Consider the following 26,634-nt stretch of genomic DNA (forward strand, 5'->3'; position numbering starts at 1 on the left):
TAAGGTGGAAAAGGGGGCTATGGCGGAATCGGAAGAGCCCCAGAGCGACGTCAACAAATTCGAATTGCTCGTCCAAAGCGTCACCGATTACGCGATCTACATGCTCGACCTGCAGGGCCGCGTGTCGAGCTGGAACGCGGGTGCGCGCCGCTTCAAGGGGTATGAGCCCGAAGAGATCATCGGCGAGCATTTCTCGCGCTTTTACACCGAGGAGGAGCGCGCCAAAGAAATCCCGCGAATCGCGCTCAAAACCGCCGAGCGCGAAGGCCGCTTCGAGGCCGAAGGCTGGCGCGTGCGCAAGGACGGCAGCCGGTTCTGGGCGAACGTGGTGATCGATCCGGTCCGCAACCCGTCGGGCAAGCTCGTCGGATACGCCAAGGTCACGCGCGACCTGACCGAGCGGCGCGCGGCCGAACAGGAACTTCGCGCGAGCGAGGAACGCTTCCGCCTGCTCGTCCAGAGCGTGACCGACTATGCGATCTACGTCCTCGACCCCGAGGGGCATGTGAGCAGCTGGAACGCCGGCGCCGCGCGCTTCAAGGGCTATACCGCCGACGAGATCATGGGGCAGCATTTTTCGCGCTTCTACACCGAAGAGGATCGCGCCAAGGAGATCCCGCGCATCGCGCTCGAGACCGCGCGGCGCGAAGGGCGGTTCGAGGCCGAAGGCTGGCGCGTGCGCAAGGACGGTACGCGGTTCTGGGCGAGCGTCGTCATCGACCCGATCCGTAACGACAGCGGCGAGCTGATCGGCTTCGCCAAGGTGACTCGCGACCTGACCGAGAAGCGCGAGATCGAGGAACAGCTGCGCCAGTCGCAGAAGATGGAGGCGGTCGGCCAGCTGACCGGCGGCATCGCGCACGACTTCAACAATCTGCTGACCGGGATCGGCGGCAGTCTCGAGATGATGCAGGTGCGGATGGCGCAGGGCCGCACCGGCGACATCGACCGCTACCTTCTGGCGGCGCAGGGCGCGGTCAAGCGCGCGGCGTCGCTGACGCATCGCCTGCTCGCCTTTTCCCGGCGCCAGACGCTCGATCCGCAGCCGACCAACGTCAATCGGCTGCTCAACGACCTCGAGGACCTGGTGCGGCGGACCGTCGGCCCCGGCGTGGACGTCGAGGTGGTGGGCGCAAGCGGGCTGTGGACGACGCTGGTCGATCCCAACCAGCTCGAAAACGCCATCCTCAACCTTTGCATCAATGCCCGCGATGCGATGCCCGAGGGCGGCAAATTGACGATCGAGACCGCGAACAAATGGCTCGACGATCGCGCCGCGCGCCAGCACGATCTGCCTGTCGGCCAATATGTCTCGATCTGCGTGACCGATACGGGCACCGGGATGGCCCCCGACATCGTTGCCAAGGCGTTCGAGCCGTTCTTCACGACCAAGCCGCTGGGCCAGGGGACTGGGCTCGGCCTGTCGATGATCTACGGTTTCGCGCGCCAGTCGGGCGGGCATGTCCGAATCTATTCGGAAGTGGGTCAGGGCACCACGATGTGCATCTATCTGCCGCGCCACGACGAGGATGCGCCGTCGGAGGAGGTCGCGTTTTCGTCGACATCGCTCGAGCCGGTCGGCGAGGGGGAGGTCGTGCTGCTGATCGACGACGAACCGTCGATCCGGATGCTCGTCGCCGAAGTCCTGACCGAAGCAGGCTATGCGGTGATCGAGGCGCCCGACGGGCCGATCGGCCTCCGCATCCTCGAATCCAACACGAAGATCGACCTGCTGATCACCGACGTGGGATTGCCGGGCGGGATGAACGGGCGGCAAGTCGCCGACGCGGCGCGCGTGACTCGGCCCGACCTCAAGGTGCTGTTCATCACCGGCTATGCCGAAAACGCGGTTGTCGGCGGCGGGCGGCTCGACAAGGGAATGTTCCTATTGTCGAAGCCGTTTCAGGTGGATCTGTTGGCGGGCCGCATCCAGGAAATTCTGCGGCAATAAAGGGCGATGCGTCAGCCTGGCGGCGCGACGAAGCACGCGATCTCGCGCATGCCGTCGGGCAGCGGGTAGCCCGTCACCTTGATCCCCGCGGCGTCGAGCCAGGCGTGCGCGTCGATCGGGCGCTCGCCTTCCGCCGGCGCGCCGAAATGCATTACGGAGGCGATCCCGCGCCGCTTCAGCATCCTCCGCGCCGCCATCGCCTGCTGCAGGCAGACCGTGCGGAACGGGAGGAACGGGGCAGACGCGCGGATCGCCCAGCGCACCGCGCGCGCGGTCGCGGCGTCCTCGTCGGTGGTCGGCGCGGCCTGGCCGGCGGCGCGCGGATCGTCGGGCCGGGTGAACTCGCCGAGCGAGCGCGAGACGTGCGAAAACGGGTGAAGCGCCAGCGTGACTCGCGCGGCGAGCATCGCGGCGCACGCCTCCGCGACCAGCGCCTGGCGGCGCCAGCCGGCGGTTCCCAACGTCCAGATTTTGCGTGCGACCGACATCGCCGCCCCCGTCGCACGAATGTTGATTTCTGTCGATTGCGCGCGTCGAAACGCGGCGCTATAGCGCGCTAATACACGGTGGGTGGAGAGAATTTCGATGAAAACCAAGGCTTTGACTCGTCTGATGCTCGGCGCCGGCGCACTGGCGATTGCGGTGCCGACGATTCCGGTGATCGCCGGCGTCGTGAAGAAGGCGCCCGCGAAGGTTGCGGTGGCCAAGGCGCGCTACGGCGCGTTCGGCATCGACCTGACCGCGGCCGACAAGAGCGTCAAGCCGGGCGACGATTTCTGGACCTATGCCAACGGTTCGTGGGCGAAGCGCACCGCGATCCCGGCCGACAAGGGCGGCGTCGGTTACGGCAACATCCTGTCGGACGAGGCCGAGGCCAACGTCCGCACGATCCTGACCGATATGGCGGCCAACCCCGCGGCGTATGGCGCGACCGGCAAGCAAGTCGGCGACTATTACGCGAGCTGGATGGACCAGGCCGCGATCGAGGCCAAGGGTACCGCGCCGCTCAAGCCCTATCTCGCGCGGATCGCCGCGGTGAACGACCTGACGGGCCTGCAGACGCTGTTCGCGACCACCGGTTACGCCTCGCCGATCGACGTCGGGATCATTCCCAACCTGGCCGACCCGACGCATTACACGGCCGTCGTCGGGCAGAGTGGTCTCGGCATGCCGCGCGACTATTACCTGCTCGAAGGCGCAAAGTACGACGGCTTCCGCACGGCGTACAAAGCCTACATCAAGCAGATGCAGGAACTGGCCGGCATCCCCGACGCGGGTGCCAAGGCGGATGCGATCTTCGCGCTCGAAACCGCGATGGCCAAGGAGCAATGGTCGCCCGAACAGAGCCGCGATATCGCCAAGCTCAATGATCCCGAAACGCTGGCGGGGCTCAAGGCCAAGGCGCCCGACGTCGACTGGGCGCTGATGCTCAAGACCGCCGGGTTCGACAATGTGCCGACCGTGCTGATGGCCAACAACACCGCGCTGACCGCGATGGGCAAGATCATGGTCGCGACCCCGCTCCAGACGTGGAAGGACTATCTCGCGTTCCACTTCGTCAGCGACCATGCCGGCTTCCTGCCCAAGGCGTTCGACGACGCGCAGTTCGGTTTCTATTCGAAGACGCTGGGCGGCGTGCAGGTCCAGCGCGACCGCTGGAAGCGCGGCGTTCAGCTGATGAACGGCGCGCTCGGCGAGGCGGTCGGCCAGCTCTACGTCAAGCGCTACTACCCCGCCGCGAGCCAGGCCAAGATGGCCGAGCTGATCGAGAATCTGCGCACCGCGTACCACGAGCGCATTTCGAGCGCGGCGTGGATGGACGACGCGACGCGCAAGGCGGCGCTGGTCAAGCTCGCCGCGTTCGAGCCGCGCATCGGTCACCCCGACAAGTACATCGATTATTCGTCGCTGCGGGTCGATCGCAATGACCTGTTGGGCAATGTGATGCGCTCGGGCGAGTTCCAGCATCAGCTCGAACTGTCGCGCTTCGCGAAGCCGGTCGACCGCACCTTATGGGGCATGACGCCGCAGACGGTGAACGCCTATTACAACCCGCTCGCCAACCAGATCACCTTCCCGGCGGCGATCCTGCAGCCGCCCTATTTCGACCCGAACGCCGACCCGGCGGTGAACTATGGCGCGATCGGCGCGATCATCGGTCACGAAATGGGCCACGGCTTCGACGATCAGGGGAGCCAGTTCGGCCCGACCGGCAAGTTCGAGAATTGGTGGAGCCCCGAGGCGAAGAAAGCCTATTCGGAGCACACCGCCGCGCTCGCCGCGCAGTACGACACGTACGAGCCGGTTCCCGGCGTCAAGGTCAACGGCAAGCTGACGCTTGGCGAGAATATCGGCGACCTGAGCGGGATCGAGAACGCCTATGAGGCGTATCAGCTGTACCAGGCCAAGCACGGCAAGGCGAAGGTGATCGGCGGGCTGACCGGCGACCAGCGCTTCTTCCTCGCCTATGCCCAGGCGTGGCAGTCCAAGTCGCGCGACGACCGGACGCGGCAGCAAGTGCTGACCGACCCGCATTCGCCGGCGAAGTTCCGCGTCAACGGCGTCGTTCGCAACTTCGACCCGTGGTACAAGGCATTCAACATCCAGCCGGGCGACGCGCTGTATCTCGCGCCCGAGAAGCGTGTGCATATTTGGTGACGCGGACGGCCTGGATTTGCGCGAAGCAAATCCAGGACTCGTCACGGGCCCCCATGAAAGTAATACTTTCATGGGAAGCCCACGGCGGGCAGCGAGCCAGCTTGCCTTGCTCATCCGACGGCGTGAAATGGAAGGGGCGTTCGCGAGCGGATCGCGAGCGCCCTTTCTGTTGACCGCTTCGCTCGCCCCTGACACGCCGCACGCATGAAGGCGCTCGTCATCTCCGCGCTGGCCTCCGATTTCGCCGGCTGTACGCTGGCGGACGTGCCCGACCCGGTTCGAGCGCCCGGCGAGGTCCTGATCCGTGTCCGCGCGGCGGCGCTCAACTTCCCCGACCTGCTGATGGCCGAGGGCAAGTATCAGCTGAAGCCGGACGTGCCGTTCGTGCCAGGCATGGAAGTCGCAGGCGAGGCCGTCGCGGCGGATGCGGACAGCGGCTTCGTGCCGGGTGACGCGGTGGTCGCGGGGACGCGGCTCGGCGGGTTCGCCGAGCTGGTCGCGGTCGACGCGCGGAGCGTCCGCGCCAAGCCCGCCAACCTCGATTTCGCGCATGCCGCGAGCGTCGGCGCGGCGTACAATACCGCCTATGTCGCGCTGGTCCGGCTGGCGAACGTCCAGCCCGGCGAGTGGGTCGTCGTCCATGGCGCGACCGGCGGTGTCGGGCTCGCGGCGGTGGATCTCGCCAAGGCGCTCGGATGCCGCGTGATCGCGACTTCGCGCTCGGCGGAGAAACTGGCGGTAGTCGCCGCCGACTACGCGCCCGATGCGACATTACCCGCGCCGGGGTTCCGCGAGGCGGTGAAGGAGCTGACCGGAGGCGGCGCGGACGTGATCTACGATCCGGTGGGCGGCGACGTGTTCGACGAATCGACGCGCTGCATCGGCTTCGGTGGGCGCTTGCTGGTAGTCGGCTTCACCTCGGGCCGGATCGCGAGCGTCGCGACCAACATCCCGCTGATCAAGGGCTTCTCGGTGATCGGCGTTCGCGCGGGCGAATATGGCCGGCGCTTCCCCGACAAGGGCCGCGAGAACCAGGACGTGATCTGGGCGATGGCGGCGGAGGGCCGCCTCCGCCCCCGCCTCGATTCGCGCTACCCGCTCGCCGACTGGCGCGCGGCGTTCGAGGCAATGCGCGACAGCCGGATGGTCGGGAAGATCGTGATCGAGCCCTAGATACCCGCAAATGCCCTGAGCGCAGCGGGGTCGACCACCAGCAGCGAGCGATACAGCGGCACCACCCAATCGTTCGCCGCGAGCGCGAGGATATGGCCGCTCGCCGACTTGCGACTCAATCCGCACATCTCGGCGACGTCGGCTTGCGTCGCGGCCACCACTCCTTCCGCATCCGCTAGCTGCGCGAGCCGCGCCGCAACGCGCTGGCGCGGGGTCAGGCACAGGTTGAGCGCTGCGGCGTGGACCGCGGCGTCGAGCTGGTCGTAGAGCAACGCGATCACCGCCGCCCAGGCGCCCGGCGCGCGATCGGCGATGCCGGGCAATGCGATGTCGGGCACCAGCAGCACGTGGCTCGCGCGTTGCGCCCGCGCCGTGACGATCCGCCGCCCGCCGCCGAACCGCCGCGACTGGCCGATCGCCTGCCCGGCCCCGACCAGCCCGATCAGCACGCCGCGCTCGGACCCCGCGCTCGCCTCGAGCCGCAGCACGCCGTCGATGACGAGGCACAGGCCGGGCTCCTCGTCGCCCTCGCTGTAGATCCATTGCCCCTCGTCGAGCGCGCGCACCCGTCCCGCCGCGACCAGCGCTTCGGCCAGCTTGGGATCGAGCCCGGCGAACCACCGGCCGCGCATCAGGGCGGTCATCACGTCCATGTTCGAATGTTACGATCGTAGCATTCGTGCCGCAAGCGACTCGCTAGGAATGCCTTCAAAGGATAGGGACACATGCACATCCAGCCGATCGCCGATCATTGCGGCGCCGAAGCCAGCGGGATCGATCTCAAGACGCTCGACGACGCGGGGATCGATGCGCTCAAGGCCGCCGTCGCCGAGCGCGGCGTGCTGTTCGTGCGAGACCAGGACCTGACGCCGGAGGACCATATCGCCTTCGCGCGGCGCTGGGGAAACATCGACATCAACAATTATTTCCCCGCGAACGGCGGCCATCCCGAGATCGCCGAGGTCCGCAAAGCCGAGGCACAGACCACCAATATCGGCGGCGGGTGGCACACCGATCATTCGTACGACCAGATCCCCGCGATGGGATCGATCCTGCTCGCGCGCGAGACGCCGCCGACCGGCGGCGATACGCTGTTTGCGAGCTTGGGTGCGGCATACGATTCGCTGTCCGACGGGCTGAAGGCGACGCTAGAGGGCCTGCGCGCGGTTCATTCGGCCGATCATATCTATGGCGAGGACGGAATCTATTCGAAGACCGACCAGGGCCCCGACCTGAAGGGCCACGACATCAGCGCCAACGCCGTCCACCCCGTGGTGATCCGCCACCCGGTGACGGGGCGCAAGATCCTCTACGTCAACCCGGCCTTCACGCTCCACTTCGAAGGCTGGACGCGCGAGGAAAGCATGCCGCTGCTCGCCTACCTCTATTCGGTCGCGATGCGCCCCGAATTCCAGTGCCGCCTGCAATGGGCGCCGGGCAGCCTCGCCGTGTGGGACAACCGCTCGACCTGGCATTGCGCGATGAACGATTATCACGGGCACCGGCGGCTGATGCACCGGATCACGATTTCGGGCGTTCCCCTCAACTAGCGCTCGGTGCTCCGGCGAAGGCCGGAGCGCTGGAGGCTCGCGATCCGATTGAGGCCAAAGCTCGGCCTACGCCGGAGCACGGTTACTTCATTAAGACGAGTTCCTCGGCCATTGTCGGATGCAGCGCGACCGTCGCGTCGAAATCGTCCTTGGTCAGCCCTGCCTTCACCGCGACCGCGGCGGCTTGCAGGATTTCCGCCGCCTCGGGGCCGATCATGTGGATACCGAGGATCTTCCCCGTCGTGCCTTCGCAGATCATCTTGTACAGCGCGCGTTCGTTGCGGCCCGCGAGCACGTTCTTCATCGGGCGGAAGTCGCTCGTATAGACCTTGACCGACCCGACCTTCATCTTGGCCTGGCTCTCGGTCATGCCGACGCCCGCCATTTGCGGGTGGCTGAACACCGCCGACGGGATGCAGTGGTAATCGACGCGCGTCGGCTTCCCGCCGAACACGCTGTCGGCAAACGCCTGCCCCTCGCGGATCGCGACCGGCGTCAGCTGGACCCGATCGGTCACGTCGCCGACCGCGTATATGCTCGGGACCGTGCTGCGATTGTCCTCGTCGACCTTGACCGCGCCCTTTTCGTTGAGCTCGACCCCGGCGGCCTCGAGCCCGAGGTTTTCGGTGTTGGGCACCCGGCCGGTCGCGAACATCACGCAATCGACATGGATCGGCTCGTGGTTGGACATGGAGACCTTGAGGCTGCCGTCGGGCTGCTGCTCGATCCCCTGGAACTTCGCGTTGAAGCGAAAATCGATGCCCTTCATCATCGAAATCTGGAGCAACCGGTCGCGGCAGGATTCGTCATAGCCGCGCAGGATCTGGTCGGTGCGATTGATCAGCGTCACCTTCGCGCCGAATTCGTGGAAGATCCCGGCGAACTCGTTGGCGATATACCCCGCGCCGGCGATCAGGATGCGCTTGGGGATATCGGGCAGGTGGAACGCCTCGTTCGAGGTGATGCCGAATTCGTGCCCGGGACATGTCGGGATGTGCGGCCGCGCGCCGGTCGCGATCAGGATGTATTTCGCAGTGACTTCGCGGCCCGACGCGAGGCGGATATTGTTCGGGCCGGTCAGTTCGGCGCGTTCATTGATGATCTCGACGTCGTGGCTTTCGAGCGTGCTGGTGTACGCCTGGTTGATCCGGTCGACTTCCTCGAACACGTTGGCGGTCAGCGTCTTCCAGTCGAATTCGCATTTGGCGGGCACGTTCCAGCCGAAACGCTTGGCGTCCTGCAAATCCTCGGCGAAATGCGCGCCATAGACGAGCAATTTCTTGGGCACGCAGCCGCGGATCACACAGGTACCGCCGACGCGATACTCCTCCGCCACCGCCACCTTCGCGCCGTGCGCCGCCGCGACCCGCGACGCACGCGTGCCCCCCGATCCCGCGCCGATGACGAACAGGTCGTAGTCGTAGTCAGCCATTCTCAAACTCCGTTCGCCCTGAGCTCGTCGAAGGGCGTGTCCAGACCACGTGCTTCGACAGGCTCAGCACGAACGGCGGAAGGGTTCAACCAAATGCGCGCTTGATCAGGTCGGTGGTCGACACGTCGAAATCGCCCTCGCCCTTCTGCGCCGCCTTGGCCATTTCTTTGCCGAGCTCGACCCCGAACTGGTCGAACGAATTGATGCCCAACAGCACGCCGTTCACGAACACACGATGTTCGTGATACGCGATCAGCGCGCCCAGCGTCCGCGCATCGAGATCGTCGAGCAGCAGCGTGGTCGACGGCCGGTCGCCGGGATAGGCGCGCGCGGGGTCGTCCGGGTTGGGCTTGCCCTTCATCAGCGCGGCGCCCTGCGCGAACATGTTGTTGAGCAGCGCCTTGTGGTGATCCTCGGCCAGCGTATCGCCCGGCTCGATCATCCCGATGAACTCGAGCGGGACGAGGTGCGTGCCCTGGTGGAGCAGCTGGAACACCGCGTGCTGCGCGTCGGTGCCGACCCCGCCCCAGGTGATCGCCGCGGTCGGGCGGCCGACCGGCTTGCCCTCCAGCGTCACGCCCTTGCCGTTCGATTCCATCTCGAGCTGCTGGAGGTAGGAGGGGAGTAGCCGCAGCCGCTCGTCGTAACAGAACACGCCGCGCGTCTCGCAGCCGAACGCCTGGGTGTAGAGCAGGTCCGAAAACGCCGCGAGCGCGGGGACGTTCTCGTGGAGCGCGGTCAGCCGGAAATGGCGATCCATCTCGGCAGCACCTTCGAGCAGGTCGCTGAACGCGTCCCAGCCGAGCGCGATCGCTGCCGGGAATCCGATCGACGACCACAAGGAATAGCGCCCGCCGACCGTGTCCGCGAACGGCAGCACGCGCGTTTCGTCGACGCCCCAGGCGATCGCCTTGTCGGGCTCGGCGGTCAGCGCGACGACGCGGCCGTACGGGTCCTCGACCCCGCCCGCTTGCATCCACTCGATCACGCTTTCGGCGTTCATCATCGTCTCGGTGGTGGTGAAGGTCTTCGATGCCACCGCGAGGAGAGTCGCGGTCGGGTCGAAGCGCTTGAACACGTCCTCCAGCGCGACGCCGTCGACGTTGCTGATGATCGCGACCTCGTAGCGGTTCTCGTCACGGCCGAGCGCGTCGCACAGCAGATCAGGCCCGAGCGCCGACCCGCCGATCCCGACGTGGAGGATATTGCGGATCGGCCCGAATGCCCCCGCCTCGATCGCGTCGATCAGCCCGCGCATCCGGGCATGGAAGCCTTGCGCGGTGGCGACGTCGGTCTTCGTGCCCTCGCCGCGCTCGGCGGTGTGCGTCACCGCGCGGTCCTCGGTCGTGTTGATCACCTTTCCGGCGAACAAAGCCTCGCGCCGCCCGGCCAGGTCGCACGCCTTGGCCAGCCGCTCGAACGCCTTGATGCCGTCGTCGGTCAGGTGTGTCTTCGACCAGTCGAAATGGATGCCCGCGATGTCGGCGCTATACTTGGCGAGGCGGTTCGGATCGGCCGCGAACAGCTCGGTCAGCGGCGTCCGCTTGAGGGCTTCGATCTCGCTCCAGTCGGCCATGCAAACGTTCCTTTCGACTCACGCGGCCTCAATGGGCGTTCGACCGCTTGGGTTCAAGGAACGCATGGCCGACGATTTTTGGTTCGGCTGCGCCGAACGCGCGGTACCGGCCCGCTCCGTCGCTGCAAGCGACCAAAAACACCTCCGCCTTGACCTAGCCACACACCATGCGCAAACCCGCACGCCATGACCGACACGCCAGAGGCGCCCATCGCGGCCCCCGAACCCACGCCCACCGACCCGGCGCCCGCGACCGTCGCGGCCAAGCCGGTGAAGAAGGAGGATTGGCGCGACACGCTCAAGTTCCTGCTGAAGCTCGCGGTGGTGGTGTTCATCTTCCGCAGCTTCCTGTTCTCGCCCTTCTCGATCCCGTCGCAATCGATGCTGCCGCGGCTCTACATCGGCGACTATCTGTTCATTTCGAAATGGAATTACGGCTATTCGCGGCACTCGCTGCCGTGGAGCCTGCCGCTGATCCCGGGGCGAATCTTCCCGGGCACCCCGGCGCGCGGCGACGTCGTCGTGTTCAAGAGCCCGACCGGATCGGGCGAGGACGTGATCAAGCGCGTCATCGGGCTGCCCGGCGACACGATCCAGATGCGCGGCGGCCAGCTGATCCTCAACGGCCAGGCGATCCCCAAGGTGCCGGTCGCCGATTTCGTCATCCCGCTGTCGCCCAATTACCGCGACCCGCGCCCCAACGACGACGGTTGCCCACAGCAATTCCGCGATCCCGCGCAGACGATCTGTCGCTACAAGCAGTTTCGCGAAACGCTCCCGGCGGCCGATGGCCGGCCGGCGGTGAGCTACAACGTGCTCGATCGCGGGCAGCAACCCGGCGCCGACGATACCGACCTCTATTCGGTCCCCGCCGGTCACATCTTCGTGATGGGCGACAATCGCGACGACAGCGGCGACAGCCGCTTCCCAGTGCCGGAGGGCATGGGCTACGTCCCGCTCGAAACGGTCGAGGGCAAGGCCGTCATCACCTTCTGGTCGACCGACGGCAGCGCGCAATGGTTGTTGCCGTGGACCTGGTTTACCGCCGCGCGCTGGAGCCGGATGGGGCAGACCTTCTGATGGACGCGATCCTCGCCGATTGGCTTGGCGAGACGTTCGATCACCGGCCACGCGACCTGGCGCTGTTCGAGCGCGCGCTGACGCATGGCAGTCAGGCGGTGGACAATTACGAGCGCCTCGAGTTCCTCGGCGACCGCGTGCTCGGACTGGCGATGGCGGAGTGGCTGTTCGAGACCTTCGCGCACGAGCCCGAAGGCAATCTGTCGAAGCGGCTCAACGCGCTGGTGACGGGCGCGGTGTGCGCCGATGTCGCGCGCGCGATCGGCGTGCAGGCGCACCTGCGGCTCGGCAAGCAAGCGCGCGACGACGGCGCGAGCGACAGCGACAACGTGCTCGGCGACGTGATGGAGGCGCTGATCGGCGCTCTCTACCTCGACGGTGGCTATGCCCCGGCGCAAGCGTTCGTGCGGGCCGCGTGGGCGCCCCGCGTCCACGCCGACGCGCGCGCGCCGCAGCACCCCAAGTCGGCGCTCCAGGAATGGGCCGCCGCGCACAACCGCAAGACGCCGCACTACGAAGTCACCGACCGCTCGGGCCCGCAACACGCCCCGCGCTTCACCGTGCGCGTCAGCTTGGGGACGTTCGCCGACGCCGAGGCGAGCGGGACGAGCAAGCAGGAGGCGGAGACCGCGGCGGCGGCGGCGTTGCTGGCGCAGGTGCAGGCGTGAGCGAGCATTGTGGCCTCGTCGCCGTCCTCGGCGCGCCCAATGCGGGCAAGTCGACGCTGGTCAACGCGCTCGTGGGACAGAAGGTCGCGATCGTCAGCCCCAAGGCGCAGACCACGCGCACGCGGTTGCTCGGCGTGGCGATGGAGGGCGAGACGCAGATCCTGCTGGTCGACACGCCCGGCATCTTCGACGCGCAGCGCCGGCTCGACCGCGCGATGGTGGCGGCGGCGTGGGGCGGGACCGACGGCGCCGACGTGATCGCGCTGGTGGTCGACGCCAAGGGCGGGCTCGGCCCCAAGGTGATGCCGATCGCCGAGAGTATCGCGGGGCGCCCCGAGCGCAAGTTCCTGGTGCTCAACAAGGTCGACCTCGCCGACAAGGCCAAGCTGCTGGTCCATGCCGAGCGGCTCAACGCGGCGGTGGCGTTCGACGAGACGTTCTTCGTCTCCGCGGCGACCGGCGACGGCCTCCCCGAGCTGAAGCGCGCGTTCGCCGGCACCATGCCCGCGGGCCCGTGGCACTTCCCGGAGGATCAGGTCAGCGACGCGACCGAGAGGGCGCTGGCCGCCGAAGTGACGCGCGAGCAACTCTACCTCCAGCTCCACGCCGAATTGCCCTACGCGTCGGTGGTCGAAACCGAGAAATTCGACGAGCGCGCCGACGGGTCGGTCGAGATCCATCAGCAGATCCTCGTCGCGCGCCCGACCCAGCGCGCGATCGTGCTGGGCAAAGGCGGTGCGCGGATCAAGGAAATCGGGGCGCGGGCGCGGGCGGAACTGATGGAACTGCTCGACCGACCGGTGCACCTGTACCTCCACGTCAAGGTAAAGGCCGATTGGGACGAGGATCGCGAAGTCTATCGTGACATCGGCCTGGATTGGGTTGACTAGGCAAGCACTTCCGCCACCCAGGCCGGCACCAATTCCCCCGCGGGCCCGCGCCGGCTCTCGTGAAACCAGCTACTGCCCTCCGACCGGTCGAGATTGATCTCCAGCGTCCGCGCGCCGTGATATTTGGCGGTCTGGACGAACCCCGCGGCGGGATAGACCGCCCCCGACGTGCCGATCGATACGAACAGATCGGCCCGCGCCAGCGCCCGCTCGATCGTGTCCATCGCGTACGGCATTTCGCCGAAGAACACGATGTCGGGCCGGACCGCCGTTGCGCCACACGCCGCGCAGACGGTCCGCGGCGGCATGTCGCCGCACCACGCCCGTCGATCGCCGCACGCCGAACACAGCGCGGACTTCAGCTCGCCATGCATGTGGAGCATGCGCCGCGCCCCGGCGCGCTCGTGCAGGTCGTCGACGTTCTGCGTGACGATCAGCACCTCGCCCGGCCATTCGGCGTCGAGCCGCGCCAGCGCGCGGTGCGCCGCATTGGGCTCGACCCCGGCGAGCGCCGCACGGCGCAGATCGTAGAAGCGGTGGACGAGCGCGGGATCGCGCGCCAGCGCCTGCGGGGTGCAGACATCCTCGACGCGGTGCCCTTCCCACAACCCGCCCGGCCCACGAAACGTCGCGATCCCGCTCTCGGCGGATACCCCGGCCCCGGTCAGGACGACGATGTTGCGGATGCCGGTCATTGGCGCAGCGATAGCACGGCCTCTTTACAACACCATGATTTCGGGGCCTGTCGTCGGCATGACCGATTTCGCCGCGACGCGCGCATTGTTTCACTTGCCGCCGGGCGTGCTTTACCTCGACGGCAATTCGCTCGGGCCGTTGCCGGGGGCGGCGGAAGCGCGCGTCGCCGAGGTGATGCGCGGCGAATGGGGCGGCGAGTTGATCAAGGCGTGGAACACCAGCGACTGGATCAACCTGCCGTCGCGCGTGGGGGACCGCATCGGGCGGCTGATCGGCGCGCCGGCGGGGAGTGTCGCGACGGGCGACACGCTATCGGTCAAGGTGTTCCAGGCGCTGTCGGCGGCGCTGGCGATGCGGCCGGAGCGCAACGTCGTGCTGTCGGACACCGGCAATTTCCCGTCGGACCTGTATATCGCGCAGGGATTGCTCAAGGCGCTCGGGCGCGGGCTCGAATTGCGGCTGGTCGCGCCCGAGGAGGTCGCCGATGCGATCGACGAGAGCGTCGCGGTGACGCTGATCACCGAGGTCGATTACCGTACCGGGCGCCTGCACGACATGGCGGCGCTGACCGCGAGGGCCCACGCGGCGGGGGCGATCGCGGTGTGGGACCTGGCACATTCGGCGGGCGCAATCCCGGTCGACCTGACCGCCACCGACGCCGATTTCGCGGTCGGTTGCACGTATAAATATCTCAACGGCGGGCCCGGCGCGCCGGCGTTCATCTATGTCGCGCCGCGTTTCGCCGAGAGCGCGCAGCCGATCCTGTCGGGCTGGATGGGGCACGAAGCGCCGTTCGCGTTCGATCTCGATTACCGCCCGCACGCCAGCGTCGAGCGGATGCGCGTCGGCACCCCGCCGATCCTCGCGCTCGCCGCGCTCGACGCCGCGCTCGATGCGTGGGAGGGGGTCGACATGGCCGACGTCCGTGCCGCGTCCATCCGGCTGAGCGAGCGCTTCATCGCCGAGGTCGAGGCGCGCTGTCCCGACCTGAAGCTCGCCAGCCCGCGCGACCCGGCCCAGCGCGGCAGCCAGGTCTCGTTCCGCCACCCCCAGGGCTATGCGATCATGCAGGCGCTGATCGCCAACAACGTGATCGGCGATTTCCGCGCGCCCGACCTGATCCGCTTCGGCTTCACCCCGCTCTATCTGAGTGAGGAGGAGGTGGTCGCCGCGGCGAAAGTGCTCGAGCGCGTGATGGTCGAACGCTTGTGGGACGACCCGGCTTATGCGACGCGGAGCGCCGTCACATGACGGATGCGCCCGAAACCGATTTCGCCAACAAGATGGCCTATGGCGATTACCTCCGCCTCGACCTGATCCTCGGCGCGCAGCAGCCGCGCTCGTCGGCGCACGACGAATTGCTGTTCATCGTTCAGCACCAGACGTCCGAATTGTGGATGAAGCTCGCGGTGCACGAACTCGAATCGGCGCGCGACGCGATAGCCGCCGATCACTTGCCGACCGCGTTCAAGATGCTCGCGCGCGTGTCGCGGATCCTCGAACAGCTCAACAATGCTTGGGACGTGCTCAGGACGCTGACCCCGAGCGAATATACCGAGTTCCGCGACCAGCTCGGCCAGTCGTCGGGGTTCCAGAGCCACCAGTACCGCGCGATCGAATTCCTGTGCGGCAACCGCAACGCCGCGATGCTGAAACCCCATGCGCACCGGCCGGAGATCGTCGCCGAACTACAGGCGATCCTCGCGCGGCCGAGCCTCTACGACGAGGCGGTGCGGCTGCTCGGCCGATCGGGGTTCGATGTGGGTCAGGAGCGGGCAGACCTCGCCGATCCGCGCGGGGAAAGCGAGAACGTGCAGGCGGCATGGCGTGCGGTGTATCAGGCGCCCGAACGATATTGGACGCTGTACGAGCTCGCCGAGAAATTGGTCGACCTCGAGGATTATTTCCGCCGCTGGCGCTTCAACCACGTGACCACGGTCGAGCGCGTCATCGGTCTCAAGCGCGGGACGGGCGGCACGGGCGGGGTCAGCTATCTGCGCAAGATGCTCGACGTCGAGCTGTTTCCCGAGCTGTGGCACGTTCGTACCGAGCTATAGGCACTTGACGGCAGCATACCCGATCTTCCAATTCTACCGCAGGCCGTAGCGTCACTCGAACGCGCGGCGGGAGAGCCGGATGAGCGCCTGGACCTACGCCAATATCTGGGAATCGGTCGCGGCGGCGGTCCCCGACCAGCCCGCCATCGTCCAAGGCGACCGCGTGGTCAGCTTCGCCGAGTTCGACGCGCAGGCCGATGCGCTTGCCGCGCATCTGCTCGCCGCCGGACTCGGGCACCAGGCCAAGGTCGCCGTCTACGCCACCAACTGCCCCGAATTTCTGATCGCCTATTACGCCGCGTTCAAGGCGGGGCTGGCGCCGTTCAACGTCAATTACCGCTACGGGCCCGAGGAAGTCCGCTATCTGCTCGACAATGGCGATGCCGAGGCGGTGGTGTTCGAGGCGGGGTTCGCATCGATCCTCGACCCGATCCGCGCCACGATGCCGGGCGTCAGAAGCTGGATCGCGATCGGCCGCGACGGCATCGACCCGCCGCTCTGGGCGCAGGATTTCGCCGCGCTTGGTGCTCGCATCCCCGCCGTCCGCCCGACCGTCGCGCCGTGGGGCCGGGCCGAGGACGACCTGCTCCTCATCTTTACCGGCGGCACCACCGGCATGCCCAAGGCGGTGATGTGGCGGCAGGGCGATTTGATGGCGAAGGGCAATTACGGCGCCAACCCTTTGCTCGGTACCGGCCCGCTGGCATCGCCCGAGGAAGCCGGCCCGCGCGCCGCCGCCTCCCCGATCAAGCCGCGCTCGCTGATCGCGCCGCCGCTGATGCACGCGACCGGGCTGATCGGCGCGTTCACCGCGATCGGTGCGGGCGGCGCGGTCGTGCTGCTCCCGCATGGCAAGTTCGAGCCGGAGGAGGTGTGGAGCGCGGTCGAGCGCTGGCGCGTCACGCGGATGACGATCGTGGGCCAGCCGTTCGCGCAGCCGCTGCTCGAAGCGCTCGACGCCAATCCTGGGCGGTGGGACCTGTCGTCGCTGTTCATCATCGGATCGTCGGGTGCGATGTGGAACCGCGAGAACAAGCTGGGGCTGATCGGGCATATCCCGCAGGTCAATCTGATGGATTCCTACTCATCCTCCGAAGCGTTCGGAATGGGGCTGTCGACCACCAACGCCGCAGGCGAAAGGGCGACCGCGACGTTCGAGCTCGGCCCCGATTGCGCGATCTTCGCCGAGGACGGGCGCCGCGTCGAACCCGGGTCGGGCGAAAGCGGGCGGCTTGCGGTCGGGGGGCCGATCCCGCTCGGTTACTACAAGGACCCGGCGAAATCCGCGCAGACCTTCCCGACCTATGAAGGCAAGCGCTGGTCGATGCCGGGCGACTGGGCGAGCGTCGACGCCGACGGCACGGTGCGCATCCTCGGGCGCGGGTCGCAATGCATCAACACCGGCGGCGAGAAGGTGTTTCCCGAAGAGGTCGAGGAAGCCTTGAAGCGCCACCCGGCGGTGCGCGACGCGGCGGTGACCGGAGTGCCCGACGCGCGCTTCGGCGAGCGGATCGTCGCGCTGGTCGAGCCACATCCCGGCGCTGCGCCCGACGAGGCCGAATTGCGCGAGCATGTTCGCAGCCAGCTTGCGACCTACAAGGCGCCGCGCCATGTGCTGGTGGTCGACAGCGTCGCGCGCGCGCCCAACGGCAAGCTCGATTACAAGGCGGTCAAGGAACGCGCGCTCGCCGCGTTTGGCGAGGCTGCCGCGTGACGATCCGCAACAAGGCCTACATTTCCGGCGCGTTCGAGCATCCCACCCGGCTCGCGCCCGACAAATCGACCCCGCAACTCCACACCGAATGCGCGGCGGGCGCGCTCGCCGATGCCGGGTTGAGCCTCGCCGACGTCGACGGCTATTTCTGCGCGGGCGACGCGCCGGGGTTCGGCGGGATGTCGATGGCCGATTACATGGGCTTGCGGAATCTGCGCCATATCGACAGCACCGAGACCGGCGGGTCGTCGTACATCCTTCATGTGTCCCACGCCGCGCAGGCGATCGCCGCAAGGAAATGCTCGGTCGCGCTGATCACGCTCGCCGGGCGCCCGCGCTCGGAGCCGTTCGGGCGCTTCCCCGGCGGCGCGCCGGAGGCGCCGTTCGAGGGCTGGGTCGGCATGTCGACGCACAACAGCTACGGCATGTGCGCCGCGCGGCACATGTATGAATACGGCACCACGGCGGAACAGCTCGCCTGGATCAAGGTCGCCGCCTCGACCCACGCGCAATACAATCCGCACGCGATGCTGCGCGACGTCGTGACGGTCGACGACGTGCTCGCCTCGCCGATGATCTCGGACCCGCTCCACCGGCTCGATTGCTGCGTGGTGTCGGACGGCGGCGGCGCGTTGCTGGTGGTCGCGCCCGAGGTGGCGAAATCGCTCAAGCGTCCCTTGGTCGCGGTGCGCGGCGCGGGCGAACACGTCAAAGGCCCGATGGGCGGCATGAACCTCGACCTCACCACCTCGGCGGCGGCGGTATCCGGACCGGCGGCGTTCGCCGAAGCCGGATGCGCGCCGGGCGATATCAAATACGCCTCGATCTACGACAGCTTCACGATCACCGTCCTGATCCAGCTCGAGGATCTCGGGTTCTGCAAGAAGGGCGAGGGCGGCAGGTTCGTCGCGGACGGCAACCTCATCTCGGGCACCGGCAAGCTCCCGTTCAACACCGACGGCGGGGGCCTTTGCAACAACCATCCCACCAATCGCGGCGGCATCACCAAGGTGATCGAGGCAGTGCGGCAATTGCGTGGTGAGGCGCATCCGGCGGTGCAGGTGCCGGACTGCGACCTCGCGGTGGCGACCGGGATCGGCGGCTCGCTCGGCGCGCGGCACGGCGCGGCAACCCTGGTGCTGGAGCGCCAATGATGCGGAAGATCCCGGCACCCCAGCCCAATGTCGAGAACCAGCGCTTCTTCGACGCTGCCGCCCAGGGCAAATTGCTGATCGGCCAGTGCGACGCGTGTGGCCGGTCGCATTACTACCCCCGCGCGCTGTGCCCGTTCTGCCAAACCGAGACGCGATGGGTCGAGAGCAGCGGCAAGGGCGCAATCTACTCGCTGTCGACGATGCGCCGCGGCCCCGACGCGCCGTTCACGCTGGCGTACGTCATGCTCGACGAAGGCCCGGCGGTGCTGACCAACGTCGCGACCGACGACCATGATGCGCTCCGCATCGGCCAGCGCGTGCGCGTGCAATTCACGCCGACCGACGGCGGCCCGCCGGTGCCGATGTTCGCGCCCGAATGATCGCGATCCCCGACGACACGCGCACCCTCGCCGAACGCGAGGCCGAGTATGACGCGTTCGTCGCCGCCAACCTGCGCCGCAACTACGCCGCGCACTTCACGCATGGCATGCTCGGGATGACCGGCTTCCGGCTGATCTACGCGCCGACCTTCATCCCGACCTACGTCCACCGCCTGACCGGGTCCGACGCGCTGGTCGGGCTCGGCACCGCGCTGCTCCAGTTCGGCGCGATCCTGTCGCCGATCTTCAGCGCCTCGCGGTTCGAGACCAAGGAGCGCATCCTCCCCTACGCGATCCGCACCGGCACGATGATGCGCGTGATGATCCTGGGGATGGCGCTCGCCGGCTGGTTCCTGCGCGGCGAGGTGTTGCTGGTCGTCACGCTCGGCCTGTTCTTTCTGCTCGGCGCGTTCAACGGGACGCAGCGCGTCGCGTTCCAGATGCTGATGGCGAAGGTCATCCCGATCCACCGCCGCGGGCGATTGCAGGCGTATCGCAACGTAACGGGCGGGATCGTCGCGGCGGGCTTGTCCTACGCCGCCGGGCGCTGGCTGATCGGCGGCAACGTGCTGGGCAACGGCTATGCCACGACCTTCTTCGTCGCGTTCGTGCTGACCAGCATGGGGCTGACCGTGCTGCGGCTGCGCATGGTCGAGCCGGTGCCCGTGACCGTGCGCCCGCCGATGAAGTTCGTCGATCGCGTCAAAACCTTTCCGCAATTGCTCGAGGATCGCGGCTATCGCTGGTTCATCCTGGCCGAGGCGTGCTGCGTCTGCGCGCGCATCGCCACGCCGTTCTACATCCTCTACGCCGGCAGCCAGCTTGGTCTCTCGGGTATCGTTATTGGCGAGTTGAGCCTCGCCTATCTCGGCGCCGACACCGCGTCGAACCTCGTCTGGGGCAATCTCGGCGACCGCACCGGCTATCGCTCGACCTTCACCATGGCGGCAGCACTATGGGCGGGCGGGATCGTGCTGTTGCTGAGCGTCCACCATCCGTGGGCCGTCTTCGCCGCCTTCTGCTGCCTCGGCGCGGGCAATTGCGGGTATCAGATGAGCCAGCAGACGATGGTGCTCGAATTCGGCGAGCGCGCCGACGTCGCGATGCGGCTCGCGCTGTCGACGACGATCGAGGGGACGATCTCGGCGATCGGCCCGCTGATCGGCGGACTGGTCGCGTATCGCTTCGGCTATCCGCCGGTGATGTGGACCGCGTTCGGGTTCCTGAGCGTCGCGGTGAGCCTGCTGATCTTCCGTGTCCGCGAGCCGCGACAACGCCACGCCGCCCCGGTACTGGAGGGCGACCTGCCCAATCCCGAAAGCGTTTCATGACCCTGCCCACGCGTACCCTCGGCCCCTTCACCGTCTCCGCGATCGGGCTGGGCTGCATGAATATCTGTCACGCTTACGGCACACCACCGTCGGATGAAGAAGCGGGCGCGTTGCTCAATCGCGCACTCGACCTCGGCGTGACCTTCCTCGACACCGCCGCGATCTACGGCCTCGGCCAGAGCGAGCGGCTGATCCAGCGCTACGCGATGCGCCGCAAGGCCGAGTTCACGCTCGCGTCGAAATGCGTGATGGACGCGCCCGACGGCAAGACCCGCGTACTCGATGGGTCACCAGAGGCGATCACCGCGACGCTCGACCGCGCGCTCGCGCGGCTCGGGACCGATCATATCGACCTCTATTACCTCCACCGCCCCGACCGGAACGTGGCCGTAGAGGAGTCGGTCGGTGCGCTCGCCCGCGCGGTGGAGGCGGGGAAGATCGGCGCGATCGGCCTCTCCGAAATGGGTGCCGGCCTGATCCGCCGCGCGCACGCCGTGCACCCGATCGCCGCCGTGCAGAGCGAATATTCGCCGATGGTTCGCAATCCTGAGGTCGCGGTGCTCGATGCGTGCCGCGAGTTGGGGATCGGCTTCGTCGCCTTCTCGCCCGTCGCGCGCGGGATGCTGGCGCGCGGGGTGCGCGACGATCGCTGGGACAAGCATGACATCCGCACCACGATGCCGCGCTTCAACGGCGAGAATCTGGCGCACAATCTGGCGGTGGTCGCGAAGTTCGAAGCGCTCGCCGCCGACCTCGGCCACACCCCCGCGCAACTTGCGCTCGCCTGGGTACTCGCGAAGGACGAGATTATCGTTCCGATCCCCGGCACGCGCCGCATCGCGCATCTTGAGGAGGACGTTGCCGCCGCGACGATCGCACTGACCCCCGACACCGTCGCCGCGGTCGAGGCGATCTTTGCCGGCACGATTCGCGGCGCGCGCTACGCCGCGTTTGCGCAAGCGACGGTCGATACCGAATTGCTGCCCGGAGAAGAGCTCGCCTAACCCTCGCCGCGAAACCGCTCGTGGTGGCGGATCACTTCGTCGATAATGAAGCGCAGGAACTTCTCGGTGAATTCGGGGTCGAGCCGCGCCTCCTCTGCGAGCCGGCGGAGCCGCGCGATCTGGCGCTCTTCGCGCCCCGGGTCGGCGGGGGGCAGCCCAGCCTCGGCCTTGTAGCGCCCGACCGCCTGGGTCACCTTGAACCGCTCGGCGAGGATATGGACCAGCGCCGCGTCGATATTGTCGATGCTGCTGCGATAGCCATCTAGCACGTCGTCGCTCATAGGACCTCCCCGAGTCGCCCTTGTGGCGCATGCATCCCGGCTTGCGCAACCGGCGCTTGCCTTCGCGGACGCGCTCGGCCACAGCCCGGGCCGAGATGAGCGCCACGATCCACCGCCTCGATCCCAGCCGGCCCGCCCCCAGCCTCGAGCCGATGATGAACCTGGTCGCGGCCGACATGAACGCGGTCAACGCGGTGATCCTGGACCGCATGCAGTCCGAAATCCCGCTGATCCCCGAGCTCGCCGGGCATCTGATCGCGGGCGGCGGCAAGCGGATGCGCCCGATGCTGACGCTCGCGAGCGCGAAGCTGCTGGGCTACACCGGCACGCGGCATCATCGCCTCGCGGCGGCGGTCGAGTTCATCCACACCGCGACTTTGCTCCACGACGATGTCGTCGACGGCAGCGATTTGCGCCGCGGCAAGCGCACCGCAAACCTGATCTGGGGCAACCCGGCGTCGATCCTGGTCGGCGATTTCCTGTTCTCGCGCTCCTTCGAGCTGATGGTCGAGGACGGCAGCCTGAAGGTGCTCAAGATCCTGTCGAACGCGTCGGCCGTGATCGCGGAAGGCGAGGTCAACCAGCTGACCGCCGCGCGCCGCGTCGACCTGGGCGAGGAACGCTACCTCGACATCATCGGCGCGAAGACCGCCGCGCTGTTCGCTGCTGCATGCCGCATCGCTGCGGTCGTCGCCGAACGGCCCGAGGGCGAAGAAGCCGCGCTCGACGCGTTCGGGCGCAATCTGGGCGTCGCCTTCCAGCTGGTCGACGACGCGATCGACTACGTTTCCGACGCCGGCACGATGGGCAAAGACACCGGCGACGATTTCCGCGAGGGCAAGGTCACGCTGCCCGTGATCCTGGCCTATGCACGCGGCGACGAGGCCGACCGCAAGTTCTGGAAGGACGCCGTGCTCGGCCACCGCGCGTCGGACGAGGATTTCGCGCACGCCGTCGATCTGGTCCGCGCCACCCGCGCGATCGACGACACGCTCGCGCGCGCCCGCCACTACGGCCAACGCGCGATTGATGCCATCGCCGGCTTCGCGCCGTCCAAGGCGCGCGACGCGATGACCGAAGCGGTCGAGTTCGCGGTGGCGCGGGCGTACTGACGGTCGCAGGCGCGGCCACGTCCGCGCCGGTGTCGCGCAGCGAACCGGCCGACGGCGGCTTTGCCGCCGGCGCCCCTAGCCCAGTCAGCACCCGCTCGCGCAATCCTCCCCGCGCTCGACCTGGATCGTCGCATGGCCGATCCCGAAGCGGTCGTGGAGCATCGTCTGCGCGTCGGCGAGAAAGCCGTCGCCCGGTGGCGCGGCCATCACCAGATGCGCGGTCAGCACGGTTTCGGTGGTCGACATCGGCCAGATATGGAGGTCGTGCATCGCGCTTACCCCCGGCAGGGCCTTCAGCGCCGCCTCTACCTGGTCGAAATCGATCGCGCGGGGGACGGCGTTCAACGACATCTCGACCGTTTCGCGCAAGAGCCCCCATGTCTGCCAGAAGATCAGCGCCGACACGACGATGCTCGTCACCGGGTCGATCCACGCCGCCCCCGTCCACCAGATCGCGAGCCCCGCGAGCATCACCCCCGCCGAGACGGTCGCGTCGGCTGCCATGTGGAGGTACGCGCCGCGCAAATTGATGTCCGATTTCTGCCCGCGCGCGAACAGCCAGGCGGTGGCGGCATTGACCAAAATGCCGACCGCGGCGACCACGACGACGACCATGCCCTTGACGTTGGCGGGCTGGCCCAGGCGCATCACCGCCTCGAATACGACCGCGCCCATCGCCATCAGCAGCAGGAGCGCGTTGATCAGCGCAGCGAGGATGGTCGAGGCCTTCAGGCCATAGGTGAAGCGCTTCGACGGCAGCGCCTTGGCCAAGGTCGCCCCGGCCCAGGCAACGCACAGCCCGAGCACGTCGCTCAGGTTGTGCCCCGCATCGGCCATCAGCGCGACCGATTGCGAGATGAAGCCGAGCCCGAACTCGGCGATCACGAACAGGATATTGAGCGTGATGCCGATCGCGAACGCGCGGTCGAAGGTCAGCGGGCCGTGGCTGTGCCCGCCCGGACCGTGGCTGTGGCCGTGCCCGTGGCCATGCGCGTGACCGTGCTTATGATCATGCTTGTGGTCATGGCTGTGATGATCGTGCGATCCGTGCATCGTCGCCCTGCCTAGCATTGGGGCGGGGTGTGATACTAGGACGCGGATCAATGACCGATCTTCCCGTCCTGGCCGTTCTGCCCGATCTGCTGGCGTCGCTTGCGCAAGCGACGAACGCGGTGCTCGTCGCGCCGCCGGGTGCGGGCAAGACCACTGCGGTGGCGCCGGCGTTGCTGGGAGAAGCGTGGTGCACCGGCGAAGTGCTGCTGCTCTCGCCCCGCCGGATCGCCGCGCGCGCCGCCGCCGAGCGGATGGCGGTGTTGGCGGGGGAGCCGGTCGGCAAGACCTTCGGCTATGCGACGCGGATGGATTCGAAGCGCTCGGCGGCGACGCGCGTGACGGTGGTGACCGAGGGAATCTTCGTCGCGCGGATCCAGGCCGATCCCGAACTCTCGGGCGTGTCGGCGGTGCTGTTCGACGAAGTCCACGAGCGCAGCCTCGACAGCGATTTCGGGCTGGCGCTGGCGCTCGACGCGCAAGCGGCGCTGCGGCCCGACCTGCGCATCGTGGCGATGTCGGCGACGCTCGACGGCGTGCGGTTCGGCACATTGCTCGGCGACGCGCCGGTGATCGAGAGCGCGGGGCGGAGCTGGCCGCTCGACCTGCGTTACTTGGGCCGGCGCGGGGAGACGCGGATTGAGGACGAAATGGCGAGCGCGATCCGGTTGGCGTTGCGCGAGGAGAGGGGCGGCGTGCTCGCCTTTCTCCCCGGCGTGGTGGAGATCGATCGTGTCGCGGAACGGCTCGGCGATCTCCCCGGCATCGCGCTGCACAAGCTCCACGGCCAGATCGCGCCGCCCACGCAACGCGCCGCGATCGCGCCTGAAACGCGCCGCAAGCTCGTCCTCGCGACCAGCATCGCCGAGACCAGCCTGACGCTCGACGGCATTTCGGTCGTGGTCGATTCAGGCCTCGCGCGCCGCCCGCGCTACGACCGCGCGGCGGGGATGACGCGACTGGTGACCGAGCGCGCGAGCCAGGCCGCGGCGACGCAACGCGCCGGCCGCGCCGCGCGGCAGGGGCCGGGCGTGGCGTATCGCTTGTGGGAAGAAGCCGCGACCGCCGGCCCGCCGCGGTTCGACCCGCCGGAGATCCTCGAAGCGGACCTGTCGGCGCTGGTGCTCGACTGCGCGATCTGGGGCGTCGCCGATCCGCGGTCGCTGGCATGGCTCGACCCGCCGCCCGAGGCTGCGGTGACGGAGGCGCGCACGCGGTTGGCGGTGTTGGAGGCGTTGGACGCCGATGGACGCCCGACGCCGCATGGCCGCGCGATCGCTAAGCTGCCTATGGCGCCGCGATTGGCGCACATGCTGGTGCGTGCGGGGGAGATGGGGCTGGGCAGGGAGGCCGCCGAGGTCGCCGTGCTGCTCGGCGAGCGCGGGCTGGGCGGATCGGGGACCGATATCGAGACGCGGGTGCTGCGGTTTCGCGGGGAACGCGGACAGCGGGCGGATAGTGCGCGGCGGCTGGCGGAACGGTGGTCTGGCCTCATTCGTCATCCCCGCGAAAGCGGGGACCCAGCTCCTGAGAGCACAGCTAGCGGCACGGTTGGGGAGATGGGCCCCCGCTTTCGCGGGGGTGACGGTGTAAATGTCGCCATCGCGCTCGCCTTCCCCGACCGCGTGTCGCGCCGCCGCGACCCGACCGGCGAGCGCTGGGCGTCGGTCGGCGGGCGCGGGTTCAAGCTCGACCCGAGCGACAGCCTCGCCACCGCGGAATGGCTCGCGGTGGCCGAAACGCAGGGGATCGCCGCTGGTGCGCGCATCCTGTCGGCGGCGGCAATCGATCAGGCGACGATAGAGGCGCTGTTCGCCGACCGGATCGAGACGCGCAGCACCTTCGCGTTCGATCCCGCGACCGGCGCGGTCGAGGCGGTGCGCGAGCGGCGGCTCGGCGCGATCGCCCTGTCGCGCGGTCCGGACACGAACACCGACCCCGCCGCGATTGCCGCGGCGCTGGTCGAAGGGGTGCGCGAGCATGGCCTGACGCTCTTGCCATGGGGCGAGGTGGCCACCGCGTTGCGCCACCGGGCGGCGTTCGCCGCCGCGCATGGCTGGGACGGCGCGCTCGACGATGCTGCGTTGGCCGACCAGCTCGACGGCTGGCTAGCGCCGCTCCTCGATGGCAAGCGCCGCCTGTCGCAGCTGACCGATGCCGATCTCGCGGAGGCGCTGCGCAACCTAGCCGGCTGGGACGCGATGCGCAGCCTCGACTGGATCGCCCCGGCGCGGCTCGACACGCCCGCCGGGTCGAGCGCGGCGATCGATTATGCCGCCGAAGCCGGCCCGACCGTCGAGCTTCGCCCGCAAGCCTTGTTCGGGCTCGCCACGCATCCGACCGTCGCGAACGGCGCGGTGCCGCTGGTGCTCAGCCTCACCTCGCCCGCCGGCCGCCCGATCCAGACGACGCGTGACTTGCCCGGTTTCTGGAGCGGAAGCTGGGCGGCGGTGGCGAAGGAAATGCGCGGTCGCTATCCGCGCCATCCCTGGCCCGACGATCCCGCCGCGGCCAATCCCACGCTCCGCACGAAAAACGCGGATGCAAGGCGCGCAAAGTAGCGTTACAGGCATCCCATGGCCAAAGCCCGCATCTACCAACGCCCCAAGAACGCCATGCAGTCCGGCCGCGCGCGGACCGATCGCTGGCTGCTCGAATTCGAGCCCGCCGAGGCCAAGCGCCCCGATCCGCTGACCGGTTGGGCCGGCTCGGGCGACACGCGCGAGCAAGTGCGGCTGGGATTCGCGACCGCCGAAGCGGCGATCGCCTATGCCGAAAAGGCCGGCCTCGCGTTCGAGGTCGTCCCCGCGCCGACGCGGACGCTCAAGCTCCAGGCCTACGCCGACAATTTCCGCTGACCAAATCCTCCCCGTAAAC

At 68.1% G+C, this 26,634-nt stretch carries 24 protein-coding genes; 17 read left to right on the forward strand and 7 right to left on the reverse strand.

Translation table 11 applies throughout. The features are described 5' to 3' along the window. The first annotated feature begins 19 nt into the window (after window positions 1-19). The gene (locus tag E7773_RS09825) at window positions 20-1,951 is read left to right on the forward strand and encodes a PAS domain-containing sensor histidine kinase (RefSeq protein WP_293990607.1); all 1,932 of its coding nucleotides are present in this window, start codon (window positions 20-22) and stop codon (window positions 1,949-1,951) included. Window positions 1,952-1,962: 11 nt separating this feature from the next. Here the strand turns inward: E7773_RS09825 and E7773_RS09830 are convergent, their stop codons facing one another. Beyond that, window positions 1,963-2,439 (reverse strand): lasso peptide biosynthesis B2 protein, encoded by a 477-nt coding sequence (locus E7773_RS09830; protein ID WP_293990609.1) that lies wholly within the window; start codon window positions 2,437-2,439, stop codon window positions 1,963-1,965. A 97-nt stretch (window positions 2,440-2,536) separates the two neighbouring features. On the opposite strand from E7773_RS09830, the gene E7773_RS09835 reads away from it, so the two are divergent. Next, window positions 2,537-4,609, forward strand: coding sequence for a M13 family metallopeptidase (locus E7773_RS09835; RefSeq protein WP_293990611.1), 2,073 nt, complete (start codon window positions 2,537-2,539; stop codon window positions 4,607-4,609). 204 nt (window positions 4,610-4,813) lie between these two features. Beyond that, a complete protein-coding gene (locus tag E7773_RS09840; protein ID WP_293990613.1) occupies window positions 4,814-5,782 on the forward strand; it encodes an NADPH:quinone oxidoreductase family protein in 969 nt (322 codons plus the stop codon). Here E7773_RS09840 and E7773_RS09845 read toward each other — a convergent pair. Next, window positions 5,779-6,426 (reverse strand): Crp/Fnr family transcriptional regulator, encoded by a 648-nt coding sequence (locus E7773_RS09845; RefSeq protein ID WP_293990615.1) that lies wholly within the window; start codon window positions 6,424-6,426, stop codon window positions 5,779-5,781. The two genes, E7773_RS09840 and E7773_RS09845, sit on opposite strands and share 4 nt — an antisense overlap. Window positions 6,427-6,507: 81 nt before the next feature. Here E7773_RS09845 and E7773_RS09850 point away from each other — a divergent pair, with 81 nt between their 5' ends. Further along, window positions 6,508-7,332, forward strand: coding sequence for a TauD/TfdA family dioxygenase (locus E7773_RS09850; RefSeq protein ID WP_293990617.1), 825 nt, complete (start codon window positions 6,508-6,510; stop codon window positions 7,330-7,332). A gap of 82 nt (window positions 7,333-7,414) precedes the next feature. Here the strand turns inward: E7773_RS09850 and gor are convergent, their stop codons facing one another. Next, entirely contained in the window at window positions 7,415-8,764 is a 1,350-nt protein-coding gene (gene gor, locus E7773_RS09855) for a glutathione-disulfide reductase (protein ID WP_293990619.1), read from the reverse strand. Window positions 8,765-8,849: 85 nt separating this feature from the next. Beyond that, a complete protein-coding gene (gene pgi / locus E7773_RS09860; protein WP_293990622.1) occupies window positions 8,850-10,340 on the reverse strand; it encodes a glucose-6-phosphate isomerase in 1,491 nt (496 codons plus the stop codon). A 186-nt stretch (window positions 10,341-10,526) separates the two neighbouring features. Here pgi and lepB point away from each other — a divergent pair, with 186 nt between their 5' ends. The 3 genes from lepB to era are packed head-to-tail and all read left to right on the forward strand — an operon-like array spanning window position 10,527 to window position 12,978. Next, on the forward strand, window positions 10,527-11,420 hold the full coding sequence (gene lepB / locus E7773_RS09865) for a signal peptidase I (RefSeq protein ID WP_293990624.1): 894 nt from the start codon (window positions 10,527-10,529) through the stop codon (window positions 11,418-11,420). Further along, window positions 11,420-12,088, forward strand: a complete 669-nt coding sequence (gene rnc, locus E7773_RS09870; protein WP_293990626.1) for a ribonuclease III — start codon at window positions 11,420-11,422, stop codon at window positions 12,086-12,088. Before lepB ends, rnc begins: the two co-directional genes overlap by 1 nt. After that, window positions 12,085-12,978, forward strand: a complete 894-nt coding sequence (gene era, locus E7773_RS09875; protein ID WP_293990628.1) for a GTPase Era — start codon at window positions 12,085-12,087, stop codon at window positions 12,976-12,978. Before rnc ends, era begins: the two co-directional genes overlap by 4 nt. Here the strand turns inward: era and E7773_RS09880 are convergent. Further along, the gene (locus tag E7773_RS09880; RefSeq protein ID WP_293990630.1) at window positions 12,975-13,673 is read right to left on the reverse strand and encodes an NAD-dependent deacylase; all 699 of its coding nucleotides are present in this window, start codon (window positions 13,671-13,673) and stop codon (window positions 12,975-12,977) included. The genes era and E7773_RS09880 overlap by 4 nt on opposite strands. Before the next feature lie 34 nt (window positions 13,674-13,707). Here E7773_RS09880 and kynU point away from each other — a divergent pair, with 34 nt between their 5' ends. The 7 genes from kynU (at window position 13,708) to E7773_RS09915 (ending at window position 21,314) form a co-directional block, all read left to right on the forward strand. After that, a complete protein-coding gene (gene kynU, locus E7773_RS09885; RefSeq protein WP_293990632.1) occupies window positions 13,708-14,925 on the forward strand; it encodes a kynureninase in 1,218 nt (405 codons plus the stop codon). Beyond that, window positions 14,922-15,731 (forward strand): tryptophan 2,3-dioxygenase, encoded by an 810-nt coding sequence (gene kynA / locus E7773_RS09890; protein WP_293990635.1) that lies wholly within the window; start codon window positions 14,922-14,924, stop codon window positions 15,729-15,731. Before kynU ends, kynA begins: the two co-directional genes overlap by 4 nt. Before the next feature lie 79 nt (window positions 15,732-15,810). Continuing rightward, a complete protein-coding gene (locus E7773_RS09895; protein ID WP_293990637.1) occupies window positions 15,811-17,445 on the forward strand; it encodes an AMP-binding protein in 1,635 nt (544 codons plus the stop codon). Further along, entirely contained in the window at window positions 17,442-18,599 is a 1,158-nt protein-coding gene (locus tag E7773_RS09900; protein ID WP_293990639.1) for a thiolase domain-containing protein, read from the forward strand. Before E7773_RS09895 ends, E7773_RS09900 begins: the two co-directional genes overlap by 4 nt. Beyond that, window positions 18,596-18,979, forward strand: coding sequence for a Zn-ribbon domain-containing OB-fold protein (locus E7773_RS09905; protein WP_293990641.1), 384 nt, complete (start codon window positions 18,596-18,598; stop codon window positions 18,977-18,979). Before E7773_RS09900 ends, E7773_RS09905 begins: the two co-directional genes overlap by 4 nt. Next, window positions 18,976-20,310: an MFS transporter gene (locus E7773_RS09910; RefSeq protein ID WP_293990643.1), complete on the forward strand. Its 1,335-nt coding sequence runs from the start codon at window positions 18,976-18,978 to the stop codon at window positions 20,308-20,310. The genes E7773_RS09905 and E7773_RS09910 overlap by 4 nt, the downstream gene beginning before the upstream one ends. Then, on the forward strand, window positions 20,307-21,314 hold the full coding sequence (locus E7773_RS09915; RefSeq protein WP_293990645.1) for an aldo/keto reductase: 1,008 nt from the start codon (window positions 20,307-20,309) through the stop codon (window positions 21,312-21,314). The genes E7773_RS09910 and E7773_RS09915 overlap by 4 nt, the downstream gene beginning before the upstream one ends. Here E7773_RS09915 and E7773_RS09920 read toward each other — a convergent pair. Beyond that, window positions 21,311-21,595: a chorismate mutase gene (locus E7773_RS09920; protein WP_293990647.1), complete on the reverse strand. Its 285-nt coding sequence runs from the start codon at window positions 21,593-21,595 to the stop codon at window positions 21,311-21,313. The two genes, E7773_RS09915 and E7773_RS09920, sit on opposite strands and share 4 nt — an antisense overlap. A gap of 95 nt (window positions 21,596-21,690) precedes the next feature. On the opposite strand from E7773_RS09920, the gene E7773_RS09925 reads away from it, so the two are divergent. Further along, entirely contained in the window at window positions 21,691-22,707 is a 1,017-nt protein-coding gene (locus tag E7773_RS09925; RefSeq protein ID WP_293990649.1) for a polyprenyl synthetase family protein, read from the forward strand. A gap of 84 nt (window positions 22,708-22,791) precedes the next feature. Here the strand turns inward: E7773_RS09925 and E7773_RS09930 are convergent, their stop codons facing one another. Beyond that, window positions 22,792-23,760: a cation diffusion facilitator family transporter gene (locus tag E7773_RS09930; protein ID WP_293990651.1), complete on the reverse strand. Its 969-nt coding sequence runs from the start codon at window positions 23,758-23,760 to the stop codon at window positions 22,792-22,794. A 50-nt stretch (window positions 23,761-23,810) separates the two neighbouring features. On the opposite strand from E7773_RS09930, the gene hrpB reads away from it, so the two are divergent. Together hrpB and E7773_RS09940 are read left to right on the forward strand one after the other, a co-directional pair. Continuing rightward, a complete protein-coding gene (gene hrpB / locus E7773_RS09935) occupies window positions 23,811-26,318 on the forward strand; it encodes an ATP-dependent helicase HrpB (protein WP_293990653.1) in 2,508 nt (835 codons plus the stop codon). A gap of 15 nt (window positions 26,319-26,333) precedes the next feature. Then, window positions 26,334-26,615: an NADH dehydrogenase ubiquinone Fe-S protein 4 gene (locus tag E7773_RS09940; RefSeq protein ID WP_293990655.1), complete on the forward strand. Its 282-nt coding sequence runs from the start codon at window positions 26,334-26,336 to the stop codon at window positions 26,613-26,615. The last annotated feature ends 19 nt before the right edge of the window (window positions 26,616-26,634 follow it).

Source organism: Sphingomonas sp. (assembly GCF_004799495.1).
Classification (GTDB): Bacteria; Pseudomonadota; Alphaproteobacteria; order Sphingomonadales; family Sphingomonadaceae; genus Sphingomonas.